This is a genomic window from Natroniella sulfidigena, from assembly GCF_023223645.1.
Taxonomy (GTDB): domain Bacteria; phylum Bacillota; class Halanaerobiia; order Halobacteroidales; family Halobacteroidaceae; genus Natroniella; species Natroniella sulfidigena.
This window is the reverse complement of record NZ_JALKBY010000018.1, coordinates 14,156-33,939: the sequence shown is the minus strand read 5'-3', so window position 1 is coordinate 33,939 and position 19,784 is coordinate 14,156. Positions and strand designations below refer to the sequence as shown.

Here is a 19,784-nt window from a genome sequence, read left to right as displayed (position 1 = left end):
AGATGAAGGTTTTAGGGATTTCAGGAAGTCCTGTCAAGAGAGGAACTCATTATTTATTAGAAGAGGCACTGCAAGCTGCAAATAACCAAGGAGTAGAAACAGATATAATTCATTTGGCTGATTATAATTTAGAAGATTGTCAGGGGTGTAATCATTGTTTGCAAAAGAAGGAGTGTATATTAGAAGATGATTTAGAAGAGTTATCACAAAACGTTATTGAGGCTGATGGATTGTTGATTGCTTCACCATCTTATTTTGGAACGGTAACTGCTATTTTAAAGAATTTTATGGATCGAAGCCGTTGTTTAAAGATGGATGCTCATACTTTAAAGAATACCTTATTAGGAGCACTTGCAACTTCAGGTTTAAATCATGGTGGTGCTCAAAGTACAATTGAGACAATTCATCGTTTTGGCTTATTGCATGGGATGATAATTGTTGGCCCGACTGGTCAAGCTCAAACAGAATCTAATCTGGTAATTGGAACTGCTGAGATAGAAGATGGCTGGAGACAAATTAAAGATGATCATAAAGCGATTAATTTAGCTAAAAATTTAGGGCAGAGATTAGTTTTATTAGGCAATGAAATTTTGAACTGATTAAGTTAATTTTCAAAAGAAGAAAATATATAATAATTGGAATAGCAGTTAAAAGTAGAGGGATTGATTACCTCTACTTTTTTGATTTAATTATGTTATAATAATAGTAAGGGTTTTAAAACAAACTATAATATTTAGTAATTAATTATTGGATAGAAAGGAGAAATAGATGAAACTTGTAGGGAATCTAATCTGGTTTATATTGGGTGGTTGGGCAATCTTACTTGAATATTTAATAGGGGGAATTGCTTTATGCTTGACGGTAGTAGGTATTCCATTTGGGATTCAAGTTATTAAATTATCATTGGTAGCTGCTTGGCCTTTTGGAAAACGAATTGTTCCGACTAGTCATACTACAGGCTTTTTACCATTATTGATGAATTTGGTCTGGTTATTATTTGGAGGGATTTGGACTGCTTTGACCCATTTAATATTAGCAGTTGTATTTGGAATTACTATCATTGGTTTGCCTTTTGCCAAGCAACATTTAAAGCTTGCTTCTTTGGCTTTTACCCCATTTAGTAAAAGTTATAAAAGGTATTAATTTAACTATAAAGGAAAGGAGATAAGTTATGCTAGCGACATTTACTTTGACAGTTCCAGAATCGAAGCGATTGATTGCCAAGGCAGTTAAGGAATTGCCAGAGGTAAAGAAAGCTTTAAAGAGTCATAAAATTATTGTAGCTGGAGGAACAACTAATGGTTATGTAGCAGAAGAGCTAACAGGCAAGAAGTTAAGAAAAGAGTATTATACAGCAGGGACTATAAATCAAGGTCTTTCTTGTGTTACTGATCCTGAACAAAGAGTTAAGCCTCTTACTCTAGAAGCAGGTCAAGCGGGAGAAGAAGATTGGTTAGATTTATTAGATTCTTTTGGGAGTCAAGATGTCTTTATCAAAGGGGCTAACGCCTTTGATGATCAAGGAGTAGCAGGAGTATTAGCAGCTCATCCTGAAGGGGGAACAGTTGGTTTTTCACTAGGGACTTTAGTAGCTAGAGGTGCTCAGTTAATTATCCCAGTTGGTTTAGAGAAGAGGATAGATTCAGTCCAACGAGCCAGTAAAATGGTAGGGATTGAGCAGGTTGACTATTCGTTAGGAATGAAAGCAGGTTTAATTCCAATCAGTAGTGGTAAGATTATTACTGAATTAGAAGCATTGGAGGTCTTGACTGGAGTTAAGGCAGAGCAGATTGCTGCAGGAGGAGTGGGAGGTTCAACTGGAGCAGTGACTTTAGCTGTTGAAGGTTCAGAAGAAGAAGTCAAAGAAACTCTGGCTTTAATTAAAGGGCTCAAAGGGGAGCCAGCATTAAAGGATAATAAAAGGATTTGTAATTCCTGTGATGATCAGTGTAATCGAGTATTAAATATAGAGTGAATGCATGTTTTATTACGATAATGTGGCACTTTTGATATTGTGAAAACGTAAGGTCGACTCTCCGTGGTCGACCGTAGGGACAGGCACAGAGACCTGTCCTTACATGAGATCTTGCCTTTCTCGTAGGGGCGAACCCGTGTGTTCGCCCTTGTTAACCCGTGGTCAGACACATGGGTCTGACACTACATTTCAATTTAAAAAGTGACACTTTATATCAATATAGCTTAAAAATTTATAAAAAGTAAATACTGAGACCAATTAAAGAACAACTCAAAATCAGTTTAAGGTATTTATTATTGAGTCGATGGGCCAAATAACCACCGTTCAAGACGCCGATTAATTCTCCAGTTAAGAGTAAGATTGCTAATCTAATTTTAACGTTGTCTGCTAGCAAGTAGTTAGTTGTTCCAGAAACTGCAGCAAAAACGCTGACTACTTGGCTGACTCCTACTGCTGTTAACATCGGCCAACCTAATAAAACTAGAATGGGAACCAATAAAACAGGCCCTCCTACTCCTAATAATCCAGAGGTGATACCAACGCTGACTCCAAGTAGAGAAAAGGTTACTTTATTTAGCTTAGTAGTTAGTTGAGATGAGTAATTAGAATTTAGGATAGGAAATTTTTCTCTTGAAAGTATACTAAGACCAACTAAAGCTAGAAAAATAGCTAAAATTGACTGTAATACTTTTTCGGAAATAGCTAAATTGAGTTGAGATCCAATTATTGCTCCAATGATGCTAGTACTCCCCAATAATAAAGCAGCAGACCAGTTAATATTTCCTTCTTGATGATAGATATAACTTCCCAATAACCCAGTGCCGATAAAAGTGGCTAAAGAGGTTCCCATAGCAGTTGAGATTGGTAACTCAAGTAACAAGATTAATGTTGGAGTTAAAAATACCCCACCCATACCTATCATGCCAATTGATAAACCAATCAAGATTGAACAGATAAATAGGATGACTAGCATTTTGATCCCTCCTAGAGATTTTACTTAGCCTGTAAATAGAAAGAAAATTATGGGGTTTTAAATAAAAGTTAATTTATTCTTCTAATTCTGCAAGTGCCTGTTCTAAGTAGGACATATCAATCTGTTCTTCTAAATTGAAATCATCTGAAATGATGTCATGTTCTTGTAAGAAGGCAGTACCATCCTCTAAAACTTCTCTGTCTCTATCAGATAAATAAGCATCAACTTCACCAAAAGTCTCTAAACTTCTTTCAGCAATCCAATTAGAGTAAGAAGTATGTGGCTTAGATAGTAATTCAATAGCTTTTTCTGGCTCATTATTAACAATTTCTTGCATCTTTAAATGATTCTTTAACCAAGCAACGACAGTTTCTGGATTATTATCTAAAGTATCTGGATGAGCGACTACTACTGATAGATCTTCAAAATTTGGATAATCTTTTCCAGTGGATAAAACTTCTGCCTCGAAATCAGAAACTTCCTTGCTACGTTCTAGTATTTCAGATACGAATGGCTCCCACACAACTGCAGCATCAATATCACCATTTTCTAATTGAGTTAACATGGTATTAGGAGAACCATCTAATAAGTCATCGGGGTTTAGAACTTCAAACCCTTCATCTTCCATGACATGGAGCATAAAACGATGTGAATAACTGTAATGATTAACTCTGATTTCTGTATCTGAATTATCTAAATCTTTGACAGAGTCGAACTCTCCTTTACGAGTGACAATTGAAGTTGTTGCTCCTGGAGACCAAACATCTTTAGCAACAATTACCCCTTCTAATTGCTCATTATCTGCAGCTACTAATCCAGGCATATCTCCCATATAACCGATTGTTTGATCCTGGGCAATCATACTACTGATCATATCAGAACCGGATAAATAACTGCTGTAATTAACCTCTAGTTCATCATTTAAATGGTCGATATCCTGACTATTACTTAAAATCCCACTTGCAGCAGGATAGTAGTGAGGTTGAAAAGCAACTCCTAGCTCATCTTCAGCAGGTGCTCCACACCCAGCAGCAAGCAATAATCCTACAATTAAGATTAAACTCCACAACAAACTTGATTTATTAAATGAATTAAACATTATGCTCCCTCCTTTAGATAGTAGTCTTAACCAGCTAAAAGAAGAAAAGAATAACTTAAATAATTTGAGCTATCTTTTGCTGAGCAGCAGTTACTGATTCTTCATAAATTGCTTCTAAGACTTCATTTTTGAGGTTTCTAAATTCTTCGGATTCTCTTAATTCAAGATCACGGGGATAAGGCAAATTATTTTCCCAGCTCTGTTTAATAGAACCAGGGTGTGCTGTCATAACATGAATTGATTGGCTTAAAAATACAGCTTCCTCTACATCATGAGTAATAAAATAGATGGTTATATCCGATTCTTGCCAAATCTCAAGTAATTTCTCTTGTAATAATGTCTTAGTTAAAGCATCAAGAGCTCCAAATGGTTCATCCATTAATAATATATCGGGATTATTAGCTAAAGCACGAGCAATCAAGACCCTTTGCTGCATCCCTCCAGAAAGTTGGGCAGGATATTGTTCTAAGTGATCTAACAAGCCTACTAAAGCAAGATTTTTTTCAGCAATCTCTTTAGCTTCTGCAGGATCCTTACCACAGGCTAAAGGGCCAAACATTACATTTTCTTTAACCGTTTTCCATTCAAACAGAGCACTGTTATCTTGAAATACTACAGCACGATTGCTATTAGGTTCGCCAACTGGAGAATCGTCAATTAGAACCTCTCCACTAGTAGGTTTTTCAAATCCAGCTAACATTCTTAAAGAGGTAGATTTACCACAACCACTAGGGCCAAGTATAGTAACAAATTCTCCTTCATTGATTGTCAAAGAGATGTTTTTGACTGCTGGAAATGGCTCACCTTCAGGTGTTTGATAGATTTTATCTACATTTTTAAACTCAATCATAGTTATTTGTCACCTCCCTGAAATTTGGTCCAAGGGGTTAATTTAACTCCTAAATAACGGATGATTGTACTACACAAATAACCCAAGATTCCTAATAAGATCATACCAATTACAACTTGGGAATAATTTAAGGTATTATACATTGACCAGATGAAATATCCTAATCCATAATTTCCTGCAATCATTTCGGCAGCGACGATTGAAATCCAAGCAATTCCCATCCCAACACTTAAGCCAGTAAAAATAGACGGAAGGGCTTTAGGGATTACAACTTCTTTGAAAACCATCATTCCATCAGCACCTAAACTTTCAGCAGCTCGAACTTCAACTTCTTCGACAGAGTGAACTCCTAAAATTGAATTTAAAACGATTGGAAAGAAAGCACCAATGAAAGTAATAAAGATCATAGTAGTATTGGTTCCAAAAGCAATTAAAATTACTGGAATCCAAGCTAAGGGTGGAATAGGTCTTAGGATTTCAATAATAGGAAATGTTAAATCTCTAATGATTTGATTCCAGCCAATACCTAAACCTAAAGGAACGCCTAGAATTGCAGCTAAAATAAAGCCAACTAAGACTCGATATAAAGAACTCCCAATATGCCTAATCATAGTTGAGAGTTGTTCAGTAAGTAGGTTATGGCCAGCTTGAATTACTTGCCAAGCTGTTGGCCAGCGTGTGGTATCAAAGCCTAATAAATCACTTTTAAGACCAACTTCAGCTAATAGCCACCAAATTATAAATAAACAGACAATAGATGTTCCTCGCAAAATATTTTGTTTATACTTCAAAAAAGATTGGTTCATTTTTAAACCCTCCTTTTTTAAAATTAGTACTAACAAAACATTCTATGAGTTAATTAAGTTATTAAGTCAAATTTATTTATTTGACTATTACTGACTATTAAATTAAAAAAATAGATTAAGATTAATTAAGGGATGAATTAAACTCAGAGGATGAGTTAATTATGAAATGAATATGTATAATCAGAAAGACCACTATTGTTGGAAAATAGTGGGTAACAATCCATTAATAATTATAGGATAAAAGAATTTAATTGTCAAATTTTATTGGTGGACCCGGAGGGATTTGAACCCCCGACTAACCGGTTATGAGCCGGTGGCTCTGACCAACTGAGCTACGGGTCCACATTATATTAAGCAGTTTTACTAATCGGCAGTCACTAATCACTAGTCACTAATAAGTGCTTTGATTTCTGACGACATTTATTAGTATAACTAAAATAATTAAGAATGTCAATGAAAAAATCAAAAAAATTAAAAGTTTTTTTAGTTACGCTTCGGACACTTTTTAGTTTGAGTTGGAATATAAATATTAATAGCTTAATAGAAGAAAGGAGGAGAAGTAATGGGTAGAATGAGAGGAGCTTGGAGACGAAGAAGAGTAGCTCGGGCCAACATTAAAGGAGGTCCATTAGCACCACAGATTAGAGGGGTTGCTTACTTTAGGCCAGTAATAGGAGGAACTATGGTTTCAGTTGAGGTTAGAGGATTACCAGATTATCAACCAGCCACAAATGACAGACCTCCTGTTGGCCCGCATGCTTTTCATGTTCATGAAATTGGAGATTGTACAGTCACTGATCCAGATGATCCCTTTCAAGAAGCAGGAGGGCATTATGATCCAGATGATCAACCCCATGGTAATCATGCCGGGGATCTACCAAATCTCTTTTCTAATAATGGTTATGCTAAAATGACAGTCTTTACTAATCGTTTTATAGTTGATGAAGTAGTGGGTAGAGCAGTTATTATCCATAAGCATCCTAATGACTTTCGTACCCAACCAGCAGGAGCAGCAGGGCCAAGGCTGGCCTGTGGAGTGATAAAATACATTTAAATTAGTGACTAGTAATTGGTGATTAGTGATTAGTAATTAGTTGTAAGTTATAATCACTAAATCTCAGTTTTAAATCTTACAGTTTAGGATATACTATTAATTGTTAATCATTAAATATTGAGTAGTAATGGTTTTAAGGTTTCAATTTTATGTTTTTTAATTTAACTGAGATCATTAAAATCTTTTTATGGAGGGGTTAAAGTGTTAAGGAATAGAAAAGTTGATCAACCACAGGTTGCTTTAGGTGAGGGGCTAGAAGGAGATGTAATCTATAATTTACTCGATCTATTAGAGATGGATCAACAGTTAGGACAGTTTGGGCAGCAGGAGACGGTGACGATAATACCAAATTGGGTCAATACTAATGCTCCAGAGACAGGGACGGTTGTTGGCCCTGCTTCTTTACAGAAGTTGATTCAATATGTTAAAGAGCAAACGACAGCTCGAATCGTAGTGGCAGCTGGCTCAGGGGGAGCAGAGACGACTGATGTATTAGAACAGACTGGATATCAAGATATTATTGAACAAGAAGAGGTAGAATTTATTGATCTTAATTATGGACCCTATTTAGAGTTTGAGCTTGAACATGATCGAATTGAGACTATCAAACTGAATAAACTACTAGCTGAAACAGATTTTTTGATCTCTTATACTCAAATTAAGCATCATGAGGAAGCTACTGTTTCGTTAGGAATTAAGAATGTAGCATTATCTTGGCCCCCTGCTGAGCTGCATGGTTTTCCTAAGGCAGGCCAAGGGATTCATGAAGATTTACATCAATTTATCACTGCAATGGGTAAATTAATTCCAATTGATCTGACAATTTTAAGTGGAGATCAGGGAATGGTAGGGACTGGCCCGTCTAAAGGAAAACCGGTCAATGCTGATTTGGTTGTAGCAGGGACTGATCCAGTAGCAACTGATGTAGTAGGAGCAAGATTACTAGGCTTTAGACAACAAGCAGTACATTATTTACATAATCTAATTAAAGAAGAAGTAGGGGAAGGTGATCTTCAACAGATGGAATTAAAAGGGCTGCCCTTAAATCAAGCCGAGAAAAAATTCAGTCAAGCAGCTTATGGGCATGAGATTGTAATCGATAAGGATAAATTATTACCTCTTCATTTGAGGGCCAAGAGTAGTTAATAGCTACTCTTTTTTATCATTGATGATTGTTTCACTTATTCTTAAACTTAGATTTAGCTATGATTAAAGTTTATTTTGTTTTTATTTAGGAGATTATGCTTTTTAGAGGTTGTGGATGATTTTTTAATTTTATCATTTTTGAATTGGTTACTTAGACTCAGACTTAACCTTAACCTAAAATGGGCAATCGCCCATTTTATTCTTGTAGATTAGATAGCACGAAGTTAATCAATTAAGAATAAATATAAAGGGAGGAAGATAAAGGAGAGGAGTAGAAATGCATAAGTTATACTCTGAAGCTGATCTGATAGTTATTGAGGGAGGTGAAATTATAAACGGGAGTGAAGCAAAGGATATTTGTGCTAAGGTAGAAAAGCTATTAGAGCGAAGGGCTGATAAACAGAAATTATTATTAGATCTGAGAGAGGTTGACTTAGAAGAAAGTCAGTTTGATACCTTTATTCAATATTTAACTAAAATTGAGGTAGAGAAGATTGCTTTAGTCTTAGAAGAGTTGATCTCTAAATTCAAGTTTAAATTATGGAGTAGAAGGTATCGGCATTATGTTCAACTAGAGCAGTTTGATAATCTAGAAGAGGCAAAAAAATGGCTGAAGTAAGGAGTTAAGTAAATGATTTTAGTCAGTGCTTGCTTATTAGGAGAAAATTGTAAATATAATGGTAGTAATAATTATCACCAAAGATTATCTAGTCTATTACAGGGCCATGAGGTAATTACTGTCTGTCCAGAAGAGCTTGGTGATTTAGGAACACCTCGTATTCCAGCAGAGATTGTCGGTGGTGATGGAAGAGATGTTCTAAATAGGCAAGCTAAGGTGATCAATCAAGAAGGGGATGATATTACTTCTAATTTTCTTCTTGGAGCTAACAGAGTACTTACTATTGCTAAAAAGGATGAGTGTCGACTGGCAATTTTAAAGGAGCGAAGTCCTTCTTGTGGGAGTAGGTCAATTTATGATGGAACCTTTAGCGGTACTAAGCAACAGGGAGTAGGGGTTACGACAGCAATCTTAGAAAAAGCAGGAATTAAAGTCTACAGTGAAGAAGATATTAATCAGCTTAAAAATATAATTTAATATTGGATAAGATGGAGGGGGAAAAGTTATGAATGTAGTTTTATTTCAACCAGAGATCCCACCTAACACAGGTAATATTGCACGGACTTGTGCTTGTACAGCAGTTGATTTGCACTTAATTAGACCATTAGGGTTTTCTACAGATGAGAAGGCTGTCCGAAGAGCAGGATTAGATTATTGGGATAAGTTGAATATTTATTATTATGATAGCTTAGAAGAGTTGTTTGCTAAATATCCTGAACATAACTTTTATTTTGCTACTAATTTTACTGAGCGACATTATACTGATGTAGAGTATAGTGAGGATGATTTTTTGGTTTTTGGGAAAGAGACTGCTGGTTTTCCGGAGGGGTTTCTAGAAGAGCATGCCGAAAATTGTGTTAGGATTCCTATGAAAGAAGATATTAGATCTCTTAATCTGGCTAACTCTGTAGCAATCGTGTTATATGAAGCATTACGACAAACTGGCTTTAATAATTTAGTTTAATCAGATTGGCTAGGGCTTTTAGGCTCTAGCTTTTTTATTATTAAGGAAACTATGCTTTTTAGAGGTTGTAGATAACTTTTACTAGTTTGTATTTGTTGGTTTTACTTAAACTCAATCTTAGACTTAAACTGAGTTGCCGGAGGCAACTTTTTTATGTATCCAATAAAAAAAGACTGGTTTAATAACCAGTTTGTAATAAATGGTGGAGGGGGAAGGATTCGAACCTTCGAAGGCGTCGCCGGCAGATTTACAGTCTGCTCCCTTTGGCCGCTCGGGAACCCCTCCATATATTCAGTTAATAGATAATAATTAATAGTGAATAGTTTTAAGTTCTTGAATTCAACTATTAGTTATTCATTATTCATTGCTTTTAAATGGAGCTAGCGACCGGAGTCGAACCGGTGACCTGCTGATTACAAGTCAGCTGCTCTACCAGCTGAGCTACGCTAGCACAATGGCGAGGACGACGAGACTTGAACTCGCACTCTCCGGCGTGACAGGCCGGCGTGTTAACCAATTACACCACGTCCCCAGAAAAGCAGTTGATAGATAATAATTAATAGTGAATAGTTTTAAGTTCTTGAATTTAACTATTCTCTGTTCTCTATTCATTATTATCTGATTTAAAGATTGGTACCCCCAAGGGGATTCGAACCCCTGTCGCCAGGATGAAAACCTGGTATCCTAGGCCACTAGACGATGGGGGCCTAAGTTCAATTAATAGATAATAGTTAATAATGATAGTTGAGACCTTAAAATCAATTATTTTAAGTTTTTGAATTACAACTATTCTCTATTCTTTATTCACTGTTATCTGTTTTAATTGGTGAGCCATGGAGGAGTCGAACCTCCGACACCCTGATTAAAAGTCAGGTGCTCTACCAGCTGAGCTAATGGCCCATGAATTCAGTTAATAGATAATAGTTGATAGTGTATAGTTAAAATCTTAAGCTCAAGTTCTTGAATTACAACTATTTACTGTTCTCTATTCACTATTATCTGATTTTAATGGCGCGCCCGGGAGGAATCGAACCCCCAACCTCCAGATTCGAAGTCTGTCACTCTATCCAGTTGAGCTACAGGCGCATAAAATGGTCGGAGCAGCAGGATTTGAACCTGCGACCCCCTGGTCCCAAACCAGGTGCGCTACCAAACTGCGCCATGCTCCGACGTATGCAAGTTATTCATTTGTTCAACAATTGATATTATAACTAATCTCTTTGAAGATGTCAAGAAAAAAATAAAAAAAGATTTTTCTCTCTCAATCGACGCAACACTTAGTAATATATCATTATTTATCTTATTTGTCAAACGAAAATTAAAATTTTTATGGATGAGAACCATCTCATCCATAAAAATTTTGTATGTTAAACAGCTTGTACTTCCTTAACTTCTGGAATCTCTTTTTTAAGTCTTTTTTCGATTCCCATTTTAAGAGTCATCTGTGACATTGGACATCCAGCACAAGCTCCCTTTAGTTCTACTTTAACAATTCCCTCATCAGTAACATCTACTAAATCAACATCACCACCATCTGCTTGGAGGGATGGTCTGATTTTATCTAGAACTTCTTCGACTTTTTCGTTCATAAATTGTCACCTCCTTTAACCACACTTATTACTTCTAGATTAAATTTAAGATTCCTTTATAGATTTAAATTTTTAGTAATTTCTTGTAAAGTTTCTGCCGATTCAAAGAAAGCATCTCTTTCTTGAGGTTGTAAATCTAAATTTAGGACGCGATCAATACCTGACGAATTAACAACAGTAGGAAGACTCAAACAGATATCTTCTACTCCATATTCTCCTTGGAGCAAAGTTGAAACAGTTAAGACGGAATTTTCATCTCGCAATATACTACGAACAATTTTAGAAATTGCTAAAGCTATTGCATAGAAGGTAGAACCTTTCTTTTCAATGATCTTATAGGCAGCTTCTTTAACTTGAGTGGCTATTTGTTCTTGGCTATCTCTAGAGCAAGTTTCTTCACAGACAGGACAATAATCATCCAAATTAGTTCCTGCTATATTAGTTAGACTCCATGCAGCAACCTTGCTGTCTCCATGCTCACCGATAATATAGCCATGTACGTTATTAGCAGCTATATTACAACTTTCACTAAGCAGTGATCTAAAACGTGAACTATCCAAGACAGTGCCAGAGCCGAAGACTCTTTCTTTAGGAAAACCTGATAATTTTAGGGTGATATATGTTAAGATATCGACTGGATTACTGACTACTAGCAGAATACAATTGTCATTATATTCAGTGATTTGTGGAATCATTTCTTTGAAAATTTCAACATTTTTCTCGACTAAATCAAGTCTGCTTTCATCAGGTTTCTGTTTGGCTCCTGCTGTAATAATAATGATTTCGGCATCTTTACAATCTGAATAATCTCCGGCATAAATTTTAACCGGATTTACAAAAGAAGAACCATGATTTAAATCCATTGCTTCGCCTTCAGCTTTTTGCTTGTTGATATCAACTAAGACTATTTCGGAACCTATACCTTTGATCATTAGTGCATAAGCTGTAGTAGCTCCTACTCCGCCAGCACCAATAATTGCAATTTTATTTGGGTCATTGCTTTGTTGTGGACTCATAAATATCCCTCCTACTAGTTAGTATTAACAAATAATTTAATATTACTAATTTAAATTTAATTACAATTATGTGTCACTTTTGATGTGAAGCATGAGGGGTATTTCTCGTTTGGAAAAATTTTTTCTGAGCTTCTAAGATTCGTCTGCGAATAAATAAGAGCAAGCTAATTTAAAAGTAGGAAAATTAGCTAATGCATACTCTTATTTATTTCTCGACTTATCAAGAAGCTAGACGAAAAAATCTAGATGTCACTGCGAAACACCCTTCATTTTAAATGTTTAGATTGTAATGTTTTGATTTACCCGAAGAATTTATGCGATTGCGGTGGAAGTAGAGGAGTTTATACGTGATTTTAATACCTCAAATGAGAATAATTTGATTTTGGTGATTGCAAAAATTCAAATTCTTATTGATTTTTTGGCTACTTTTTTATCAAGAAAAAAGGTAGCACGGAAGAAAGTTTGGTTTTTAACTTTTCCGTAAAATGATTTTGGTTTTAAGGTTTAAATTGTAATTTTTTAATTTTAAAAGTTAAGCTTAATATCAAAATAATTTAAGTCTAAGGTTGAGTTTAAGTCTAAGCCAACCGTTAAAAGTATAAGGTCTTAGGTCTTACTTAAACTTAGATTTGAACTTAAACTTAACTGAATTCAGATTGACAGTTGTCAGAATTATTGCTATAATGTAACTAATAACTATTATTACTATAAAGGATGAGTGAAATGACTAAAAAGAGAAGGATGACTAAACAGAGGAAGAAGATCTTAGAAGTATTAAGGAGTACTACTTCTCATCCAACGGCAGATTGGATTTATGAACAAGTAAAGAAAGAGATTCCTAATATTAGTTTAGGAACTATTTATCGTAATTTAAATGTATTGCGAGAAATGGGCGAGCTTATGGAATTAAATTATGGGAGTAGTTATAGTCGTTTTGATGGCAATCCTGAGAATCATTATCATTTTAGTTGTTTGGACTGTGGTAAGGTGATGGATGTAGATATAGATGTTAAGAAAGAGATGAACCAAAAAGTGGCTAACGTAATTGAAGGAGAGGTTGAGTATCATCGGAGCGAGTTTTTTGGGTATTGCTCGGATTGTAAATAGTTTTGGTTATAAAAGGTATAAGCTAGCTTTGTAGTAAGCTAGCTTATACCTTTTTTGTTGTTTTAAACACCCCAAAACAAGTAGATAAATAGAGGAGTGGCAATGGCTAATAATAATTGCAATGGAGCTCCAGCAATCATAAAATCTTTGAATTTATAACCTCCTGGGCCATAGACCATCAGGTTGGTTTGATAACCTATCGGCGTAAGAAAAGCTGTACTAGCAGCAAAAGTTACTACTAAAATAAAGGAAAAAGGATTTGCTCCTAATTGCAAAGCGGCGTCTACTGCTATGGGAGTCATTAGGATTACACTGGCATTATTACTGATGATATTAGTTAAGAGAGCAGTAAGTATATAAAAGACTCCCAAGGCGATAATTGGAGGGAAGGAGTCAATCATGTTGATTAAGTGCTGAGCAATATATTGAGCTGTTCCAGTTTCTTCTAAAGCAATTCCTAAAGGTATTAGGCTTGCTAATAGGAAAATAACTTCCCAATTAACTGCTTCATACATTTCATTTGGTTTTACACAATCAGTAAGTACCATTGCGATTACACCAGCAATGGCCGAAATAACGATTGGAATAATTTCAAAGACGGCTAGGGCAACTACAGTACTAATAATACCTAGGGCGATTGGAATTTTGGATTGACGATAATCAGTAGGATTTATCTCATAAGCAATAATAAAGTTGCGATTGTGGCGTAATCTTTCTAGGGTCTTTTCGGTAACTAATAGTAATAATACATCTCCAGCCTTAAGGGTGATATCTTCCATTCTGCTATGGGCCAACGTACTACCCCTTCTGATTGCTAGGACCGTGGCGTCATAACGGGCCAAAAAGTTAATTTCAGCCAAGGTTTGGCCCTCGAGAAAGGAGCCATTGGTGATGACTGTTTCTACTAAATTTTGACCTTGGGTTGGACTCTCTAATTTTTCCTCAGTAACTTTAGCTTTATCTGGAATTAACTTTAACCCTTCAGTTTCAATCATTTTAAGTAAGGTTTCACGATTAGTTCTAATTATCAAATGATCTCCTGGTTGAAGGCTTTTGGCATCTAATGGTTCCATAAATTGCTTTCCAGAGCGAATAATTTGGACTAAATCAAACTCAAAGTCAAGTTCTTCAAGGGCTGGGCCAACAATTTTTCCAGCTAGAGGGGAATTTTCTTCAATTACTACTTCCGTTAGATAATCTATCATTTCATACTCTTCAATCAGATCATCATATTGTTCCGGTTTGATCCGTTCTGGGATTAGATGGCGACCTAAAGTAACTAAATAAAGTGAACCAATTACCAAGATTACTATACCTAACTGTGTAAATTCAAACATTGAAAAAGAATGACCAATCAAGCGAGCAGAGATATCACTGGCCAATAAGTTGGTTGAGGTACCAACTAAAGTTAGCATTCCACCCATCATTGAGGCATATGAGAGGGGAATTAATAGTTTAGAAGGGGAGGTTTTGGTCTTACGGGCCAAATTTTTAATCATTGGAATAAAGATGGCAACTACTGGGGTATTATTGATAATACCAGCGATTGGCCCTGCTAGCCCAACAATAATACCTAATTGGCGTGATTCTTTTCCAGATGTTAATTGAACTATTTTATCTCCAAGGATTTGAACTAAACCACTACGTTGAATTCCTTCACTTAGAATAAACATAGCTAATACAGTGATTGTAGCTGGATTAGCAAACCCTGATAGTGCTTGGTCAATATTAATCTGACTCCAAGGTTCTAATAAGACTAGAATTATTGGAATTGTAAGAGCAATGATATCTGCCCTAATAGGTTCCCATAAAAATAACAAAATAGCTAAGATAACTAAACTACTAACAATTAACATATTAATATTAAACTCTTGATTGTCAGCAAAAGTAGTCTCTATTTCACCTTCTTGATCAATTTCTAATTCAACTGCATTAGCTTGTGGTGCAATCCAACCAATAATTAAAGTTGATATAACTAATAAAATAGCAAGATAAAGCAGTTTCTTTCGTGAAATAAATATCAATTATATCCCTCCTTTTTGGAACAACTGTTTGTTAAAGTTGTTTTTTTGATTGTTTGCTTAACCTTAAATTGAGTTGCCGGAGGCGACTTTTTTAATTGCCTGCTTAGTAGAAGAGAAGATCTGTTGGTCAGCTAAAAAGACATTCTCCTTGTTGACTTTATCAAGGGTTCCTGCCTGTTGTAATGCTTTCAATAATTCTTCATCAACTCCACAGAGTAAGACTTTTCCTCCATGATCATAGACTTTATCAATAAATTTTTCTAGCTCTTGGATTGAAGTAATATCAATATGATCAAGGTATCTAGTTCTAATTACGAAAGCTTTATTTTCAGTGAAACTTTGATTTAATTTATCCTTTAAGTTTTCTGCGGAATTAAACTGTAAATTTCCAGCTAGATTGATCAAAATATAATCATCCTCTTTGATGTTAGTAAGCTGTTCTTGATTTGAAAAATCTCCTTTTCCTTGCTGTCCATAACTCATATGAGAATATTGGACACCACTTGCATTTTTTAAAAGGATGATGATTGAAACTATAACTCCTACATAAATTGCATAATCTAAGCGAGGAGCTAGAATTGTAGTGATAAATGTTACCGAGAACATGATAGCATCAGCGGTAGTAGTTTTAAAACTCTGTACTATCTCTTTTCGCTCAATCATTGAACAGGCTACTACAATCACTAGGGCAGCTAAACTAGAAATAGGAATATATCTGACTACTGGATTGAATAATAAGATCACAAGAATGAAAGAAAGACCAGTAATTAATTGTGAAATTCTTGTTTTGGCCCCAGCACTATAGTTGATGAATGACTTGGTAAAAGATCCAGAAATAACAAATCCACTGAATAATGAACAGCAGATATTGATCAATCCCTGTCCAATAAACTCTTGATTTAATTTAACTTGTTGTTCACTCTTTTTTTCTAAAGATTTGACTATAGAAATAACTTGAATAAACCCTAAGATTGCTATTGACAAGGCTGAACTGAATAACTGTTGCACCAGATTAAAGTTGAGTTTAATAGGTCTAAATTCAGGTAAAGAAGCAGTAAAATTACCAACGACAGCTAGTGATTCCCTAAGATTAAAAATATAAACTATACAGATAGAGATTATGACTCCCACCAAGTAGGAAGGAAGTCCTAAATTACTCTTTTTAATAATCGCGATTATAGCTATAGTTAAAGCTCCTATTAAGAAAGAGTAAAGGTTGGTCTGCTCTAAATTAATAATTATATTATAGAATGTTGAGAAGATATTAGCTCCCATTTCAATTTCTAGACCTAATAAGTTGTCTAATTGACCAATTCCAATAATTAAAGCTACTCCAAAGGTTAATCCAGTAATTACAGGGTGTGAGACGTAAGTTACTAAATCACCTAAACGAAGCATCCCTAATAAGACTTGAATGACTCCTACCAGAAAAGTTAATAATAATACGCCTTCAAGATAACTAACCTCCTCTAATGAAGTTAAGTTACTGGCAATCGCAAGTGACATCATGTTGGTTGGCCCGGCGATCATATAATTAGAAACTCCTACAAATGTAGCAGTAATCATAGCTACTATTGAAGTGTAAAGACCATAAATTGGGTTGACTCCAGCAATTAAAGCATAAGCCATACTTTGTGGCAAAGCAACACTTGCAACAGATAAACCGGCTGATAAGTCATCCTTAAAAACCTTAAAATTATAATTCTTAATCATCTTAAAAAAACTTGTAAACATTGCTCTTAGCTTAACTCCCTCCTAGGAAGAATTTTATTTAATTTTATCAACCACTTTTGTTAATACTAGTATTAATAATAGTGGTTAAATGTTAAATCAAGATGTAATTATATTATAGTTAATTTTAAAATCAAATTCAAGGAAGCTTATAGATTAATAAGGTATAAAATTGAATTTAGGGATAAATAATAGTCAGGAGGCTCTTTATGAATCAGCAACCGACTGAAACAATTGAAGAGATATTTATTAATCGAGGAGAAGAGGAGCAACATCAGCAGTTAGAAGATTTATTGGAAGCTGCTGAAGAGGGTAATTTGAATTTAATTGCCATCCTACATCAAGCACAAAATATATTTGGCTATCTACCACGGAGAGTTCAAGTCAGGATAGCGGAACGATTAGAAATTCCTTTTAGTAAAGTTTATAGTGTGGTCAGTTTTTACTCACTATTCTCGACAACTAAAAGGGGCAAATATACAATCGAAGTCTGTACAGGAACTGCTTGCTATGTTAAGGGCAGCCAGGATATATTAGATAAAATAAATGATGAGTTGGATATTGAACCCGGCCAAACAAGTGAAGATGATAGGTTTACTTTACAGGATACACGCTGTGTTGGAGCTTGTGGAATGGCTCCAGTTGTGATTATTGGTGATGATGTTCATGGCCGAGTCAAGCCTGAGCAACTGCCGGAGTTGTTGAGGCAATATGAGTGATTACAATATTGTGGCACTTTTGTGCCACAAAGCTGTGAGCTATGAGTTGTGTGTCGTGAGCTAAAATCAAAAGCATAAAATCAAATTCAAAACAAGCTTTAAGCTTTTGATTTCAAGGAGTTAAGTGATTTTAGGTTTTGGTTTTAAAGATTTTGAACTGGCTCACAGCTCATAGCACACGACTCATAGCTAGTGTCAGGGAGTGACACTTAATATCAAGTAAGCAATATTTTGATTTTAACTGTCAACCGTCAACTGTAAATTGTACACTAATTAGAACGGGGAGGGATAAAATGCAGAATAAATATGAAATACTGCTTTGTGCTGGAACGAGTTGCAATTCCTCAGGCGGGCCAACGATTTATCAGAATCTAATAGCTGAATTGAAAGAGCATGATCTCTTTGCCGAAACTAAAGTAACTCAAACAGGTTGCTTTGGTTTTTGTGAATTAGGGCCAATTATCACTATCCATACTCAAAATGAAGCAGATGAAGTATTTTATTGTCAGGTTGAAGCAGATGATGTCCGACAGATTGTACAACAACATTTATTGAATGGTGAAATTATAGATGATCTGCTTTATATAGATCCGGAGACTGAAGAGAAGATTGCTAAAAAGGAAGATATGGATTTTTATAAGTATCAAAAGAGGATTGTCTTAGATAATTGTGGGAAGATAGATCCTCTAGAAATAGAAGAATATATGGAACAAGGAGGGTATCAAGCTCTCAAGAAGGCTGTAACAGAGTTAGAGCCTGAAGAAGTAATTGCAGAGGTTAAAGAATCAGGTCTACGAGGGAGAGGGGGCGGTGGATTTCCAACCGGTATCAAATGGGAAATCACCCATGACAATCAAGAAACTCCTAAGTATATAATCTGTAACGCAGATGAAGGTGATCCTGGTGCCTTTATGGATCGTAGTATCTTAGAAGGAGATCCCCATAGTGTACTAGAGGGGTTGGCCCTAGGTGCTTATGCAATTGGGGCTGAACAGGGTTTTGTCTATGTCCGGGCTGAATATCCATTAGCAGTAGAGCGGTTAGAAAGAGCAATCAAATCAGCTAGAGAAGAGGGGCTGTTAGGTGATAATATTCATGGTAGCCAGTTTAGCTTTGATGTCGAGGTTAGAATTGGAGCAGGAGCCTTTGTCTGTGGTGAAGAGACGGCTTTGATTACTTCGGTAGAAGGCTATCGTGGTGATCCACAATCTAAACCTCCTTATCCAGCCCAGGATGGTCTATGGGGCCAACCAACCTTAATTAATAATGTAGAGACTTTAGCTAATGTTCCAATTGTTATTAGGGAAGGGGGGGCATGGTATAAAAAGCTCGGTACTGAAGATAGTACAGGAACTAAAGTATTTGCCCTAGCTGGGGATATTAATAATACAGGATTAATTGAAGTACCAATTGGAATCAGTATAGGTGATGTAATCTTTAAACTTGGTGGAGGAATTCCAGATCAAAAAGAGTTTAAAGCAGTTCAAACTGGTGGGCCATCAGGAGGCTGTTTGCCAGCAGACTATTTAGATACCCCATTAGAGTATGATGCATTATTAGAAGTAGGTTCAATGATGGGTTCAGGTGGCTTAATCATTCTAGATGAGACAAGCTGTATGGTTGATGTAGCTCGATTCTATTTGGATTTTACTCAAGATGAAGCCTGTGGCAAGTGTGCTCCAGGAAGGATTGGGACTAAGCGATTATTAGAGATTATGGATCAGATAGTAGAAGGAGAGGGGAGAAGAGAGGATTTAGAGCGATTAAAGCATCTCTCACATACAATTAAACGGACTGCTTTGTGTGGTCTCTGTAAATCTGCTCCTAATCCAGTCTTAAGTGCTATTGAGCATTTTGAGGGTGAATATTTGGCCCATGCAGAAGATAAATATTGTCCAACAGGGGTCTGTAAAGGATTACAAAAATACAAAATCGATTCAGAGTTATGTAAAGCTTGTGGTAAGTGTGAAACTGCTTGTCCTGCTCAAGCAATCAAAGGAGAAGTCGGTGAAACCTACGAGATAGATCCTGAAGCTTGTACAGCCTGTGGTGTTTGTGAAGAAGAATGTCCTTTTGAGGTTATTTCTAAAGGGTAGAATTTGTTAAGGAGGA

At 35.7% G+C, this 19,784-nt stretch carries 19 protein-coding genes and 8 tRNA genes; 11 read left to right on the top strand and 16 right to left on the bottom strand.

Annotated elements, in window-relative coordinates:
* Window positions 1–2 precede the first annotated feature (2 nt).
* The 3 genes from MWH28_RS11280 to MWH28_RS11270 all read left to right on the top strand — a co-directional run bounded on the left by MWH28_RS11280 (window position 3) and on the right by MWH28_RS11270 (window position 1,975).
* Window positions 3–599 carry a flavodoxin family protein gene (locus tag MWH28_RS11280; protein WP_248619478.1) on the top strand — a complete coding sequence of 199 codons (597 nt, stop codon included), beginning with the start codon at window positions 3–5 and terminating at the stop codon, window positions 597–599.
* A gap of 169 nt (window positions 600–768) precedes the next feature.
* Window positions 769–1,143 carry a YccF domain-containing protein gene (locus MWH28_RS11275; protein WP_248619477.1) on the top strand — a complete coding sequence of 125 codons (375 nt, stop codon included), beginning with the start codon at window positions 769–771 and terminating at the stop codon, window positions 1,141–1,143.
* Window positions 1,144–1,171: 28 nt separating this feature from the next.
* Window positions 1,172–1,975, top strand: coding sequence for a hypothetical protein (locus MWH28_RS11270; RefSeq protein ID WP_248619476.1), 804 nt, complete (start codon window positions 1,172–1,174; stop codon window positions 1,973–1,975).
* Window positions 1,976–2,207: 232 nt separating this feature from the next.
* On the opposite strand, the gene MWH28_RS11265 is transcribed toward MWH28_RS11270, so the two are convergent.
* The 5 genes from MWH28_RS11265 to MWH28_RS11245 all read right to left on the bottom strand — a co-directional run bounded on the left by MWH28_RS11265 (window position 2,208) and on the right by MWH28_RS11245 (window position 6,045).
* Window positions 2,208–2,948, bottom strand: coding sequence for a sulfite exporter TauE/SafE family protein (locus MWH28_RS11265; RefSeq protein WP_248619475.1), 741 nt, complete (start codon window positions 2,946–2,948; stop codon window positions 2,208–2,210).
* A gap of 73 nt (window positions 2,949–3,021) precedes the next feature.
* Entirely contained in the window at window positions 3,022–4,047 is a 1,026-nt protein-coding gene (locus tag MWH28_RS11260; RefSeq protein WP_248619474.1) for an ABC transporter substrate-binding protein, read from the bottom strand.
* Between the two features lie 55 nt (window positions 4,048–4,102).
* Window positions 4,103–4,897 carry an ABC transporter ATP-binding protein gene (locus tag MWH28_RS11255; protein WP_248619473.1) on the bottom strand — a complete coding sequence of 265 codons (795 nt, stop codon included), beginning with the start codon at window positions 4,895–4,897 and terminating at the stop codon, window positions 4,103–4,105.
* Window positions 4,898–4,899: 2 nt separating this feature from the next.
* Complete coding sequence (locus tag MWH28_RS11250) at window positions 4,900–5,703, bottom strand: ABC transporter permease (protein ID WP_248619472.1); 804 nt, start codon at window positions 5,701–5,703, stop codon at window positions 4,900–4,902.
* A 265-nt stretch (window positions 5,704–5,968) separates the two neighbouring features.
* A tRNA-Ile gene (locus MWH28_RS11245) sits at window positions 5,969–6,045 on the bottom strand.
* A gap of 220 nt (window positions 6,046–6,265) precedes the next feature.
* On the opposite strand from MWH28_RS11245, the gene MWH28_RS11240 reads away from it, so the two are divergent.
* From MWH28_RS11240 to trmL, 5 genes are all read left to right on the top strand, one after another.
* Window positions 6,266–6,757 (top strand): superoxide dismutase family protein, encoded by a 492-nt coding sequence (locus MWH28_RS11240; protein ID WP_248619471.1) that lies wholly within the window; start codon window positions 6,266–6,268, stop codon window positions 6,755–6,757.
* A 201-nt stretch (window positions 6,758–6,958) separates the two neighbouring features.
* Complete coding sequence (locus MWH28_RS11235; RefSeq protein ID WP_248619470.1) at window positions 6,959–7,903, top strand: DUF362 domain-containing protein; 945 nt, start codon at window positions 6,959–6,961, stop codon at window positions 7,901–7,903.
* 277 nt (window positions 7,904–8,180) lie between these two features.
* Window positions 8,181–8,522, top strand: a complete 342-nt coding sequence (locus MWH28_RS11230) for an STAS/SEC14 domain-containing protein (RefSeq protein WP_248619469.1) — start codon at window positions 8,181–8,183, stop codon at window positions 8,520–8,522.
* Between the two features lie 12 nt (window positions 8,523–8,534).
* On the top strand, window positions 8,535–8,999 hold the full coding sequence (locus MWH28_RS11225; RefSeq protein WP_248619468.1) for a 2-thiouracil desulfurase family protein: 465 nt from the start codon (window positions 8,535–8,537) through the stop codon (window positions 8,997–8,999).
* Between the two features lie 28 nt (window positions 9,000–9,027).
* Window positions 9,028–9,486, top strand: a complete 459-nt coding sequence (gene trmL / locus MWH28_RS11220) for a tRNA (uridine(34)/cytosine(34)/5-carboxymethylaminomethyluridine(34)-2'-O)-methyltransferase TrmL (RefSeq protein ID WP_248619467.1) — start codon at window positions 9,028–9,030, stop codon at window positions 9,484–9,486.
* 200 nt (window positions 9,487–9,686) lie between these two features.
* Here trmL and MWH28_RS11215 read toward each other — a convergent pair.
* The 9 genes from MWH28_RS11215 to MWH28_RS11175 all read right to left on the bottom strand — a co-directional run bounded on the left by MWH28_RS11215 (window position 9,687) and on the right by MWH28_RS11175 (window position 12,091).
* Window positions 9,687–9,771 (bottom strand) — tRNA-Tyr (locus MWH28_RS11215).
* Between the two features lie 90 nt (window positions 9,772–9,861).
* A tRNA-Thr gene (locus tag MWH28_RS11210) sits at window positions 9,862–9,937 on the bottom strand.
* A gap of 4 nt (window positions 9,938–9,941) precedes the next feature.
* Window positions 9,942–10,018: transfer RNA gene (locus MWH28_RS11205), tRNA-Asp, on the bottom strand.
* Between the two features lie 99 nt (window positions 10,019–10,117).
* A tRNA-Glu gene (locus tag MWH28_RS11200) sits at window positions 10,118–10,193 on the bottom strand.
* Between the two features lie 117 nt (window positions 10,194–10,310).
* Window positions 10,311–10,386: transfer RNA gene (locus tag MWH28_RS11195), tRNA-Lys, on the bottom strand.
* A 109-nt stretch (window positions 10,387–10,495) separates the two neighbouring features.
* Window positions 10,496–10,572, bottom strand: a tRNA-Arg gene (locus tag MWH28_RS11190).
* A 6-nt stretch (window positions 10,573–10,578) separates the two neighbouring features.
* Window positions 10,579–10,655, bottom strand: a tRNA-Pro gene (locus MWH28_RS11185).
* A 198-nt stretch (window positions 10,656–10,853) separates the two neighbouring features.
* Window positions 10,854–11,075, bottom strand: a complete 222-nt coding sequence (locus MWH28_RS11180; RefSeq protein WP_248619466.1) for a NifU family protein — start codon at window positions 11,073–11,075, stop codon at window positions 10,854–10,856.
* A 56-nt stretch (window positions 11,076–11,131) separates the two neighbouring features.
* Complete coding sequence (locus tag MWH28_RS11175) at window positions 11,132–12,091, bottom strand: L-lactate dehydrogenase (protein WP_248619465.1); 960 nt, start codon at window positions 12,089–12,091, stop codon at window positions 11,132–11,134.
* A 714-nt stretch (window positions 12,092–12,805) separates the two neighbouring features.
* On the opposite strand from MWH28_RS11175, the gene MWH28_RS11170 reads away from it, so the two are divergent.
* Window positions 12,806–13,198, top strand: coding sequence for a Fur family transcriptional regulator (locus MWH28_RS11170; RefSeq protein WP_345894772.1), 393 nt, complete (start codon window positions 12,806–12,808; stop codon window positions 13,196–13,198).
* 62 nt (window positions 13,199–13,260) lie between these two features.
* On the opposite strand, the gene MWH28_RS11165 is transcribed toward MWH28_RS11170, so the two are convergent.
* A complete protein-coding gene (locus tag MWH28_RS11165; RefSeq protein WP_428323578.1) occupies window positions 13,261–15,054 on the bottom strand; it encodes an SLC13 family permease in 1,794 nt (597 codons plus the stop codon).
* 231 nt (window positions 15,055–15,285) lie between these two features.
* A complete protein-coding gene (locus tag MWH28_RS11160; protein WP_248619462.1) occupies window positions 15,286–16,956 on the bottom strand; it encodes a SulP family inorganic anion transporter in 1,671 nt (556 codons plus the stop codon).
* A 206-nt stretch (window positions 16,957–17,162) separates the two neighbouring features.
* Between MWH28_RS11160 and MWH28_RS11155 the strand changes: the two genes are divergently transcribed.
* A complete protein-coding gene (locus MWH28_RS11155) occupies window positions 17,163–17,672 on the top strand; it encodes an NADH-quinone oxidoreductase subunit NuoE family protein (protein ID WP_248619461.1) in 510 nt (169 codons plus the stop codon).
* Between the two features lie 293 nt (window positions 17,673–17,965).
* Window positions 17,966–19,768, top strand: coding sequence for an NADH-quinone oxidoreductase subunit NuoF (locus MWH28_RS11150; protein WP_248619460.1), 1,803 nt, complete (start codon window positions 17,966–17,968; stop codon window positions 19,766–19,768).
* The last annotated feature ends 16 nt before the right edge of the window (window positions 19,769–19,784 follow it).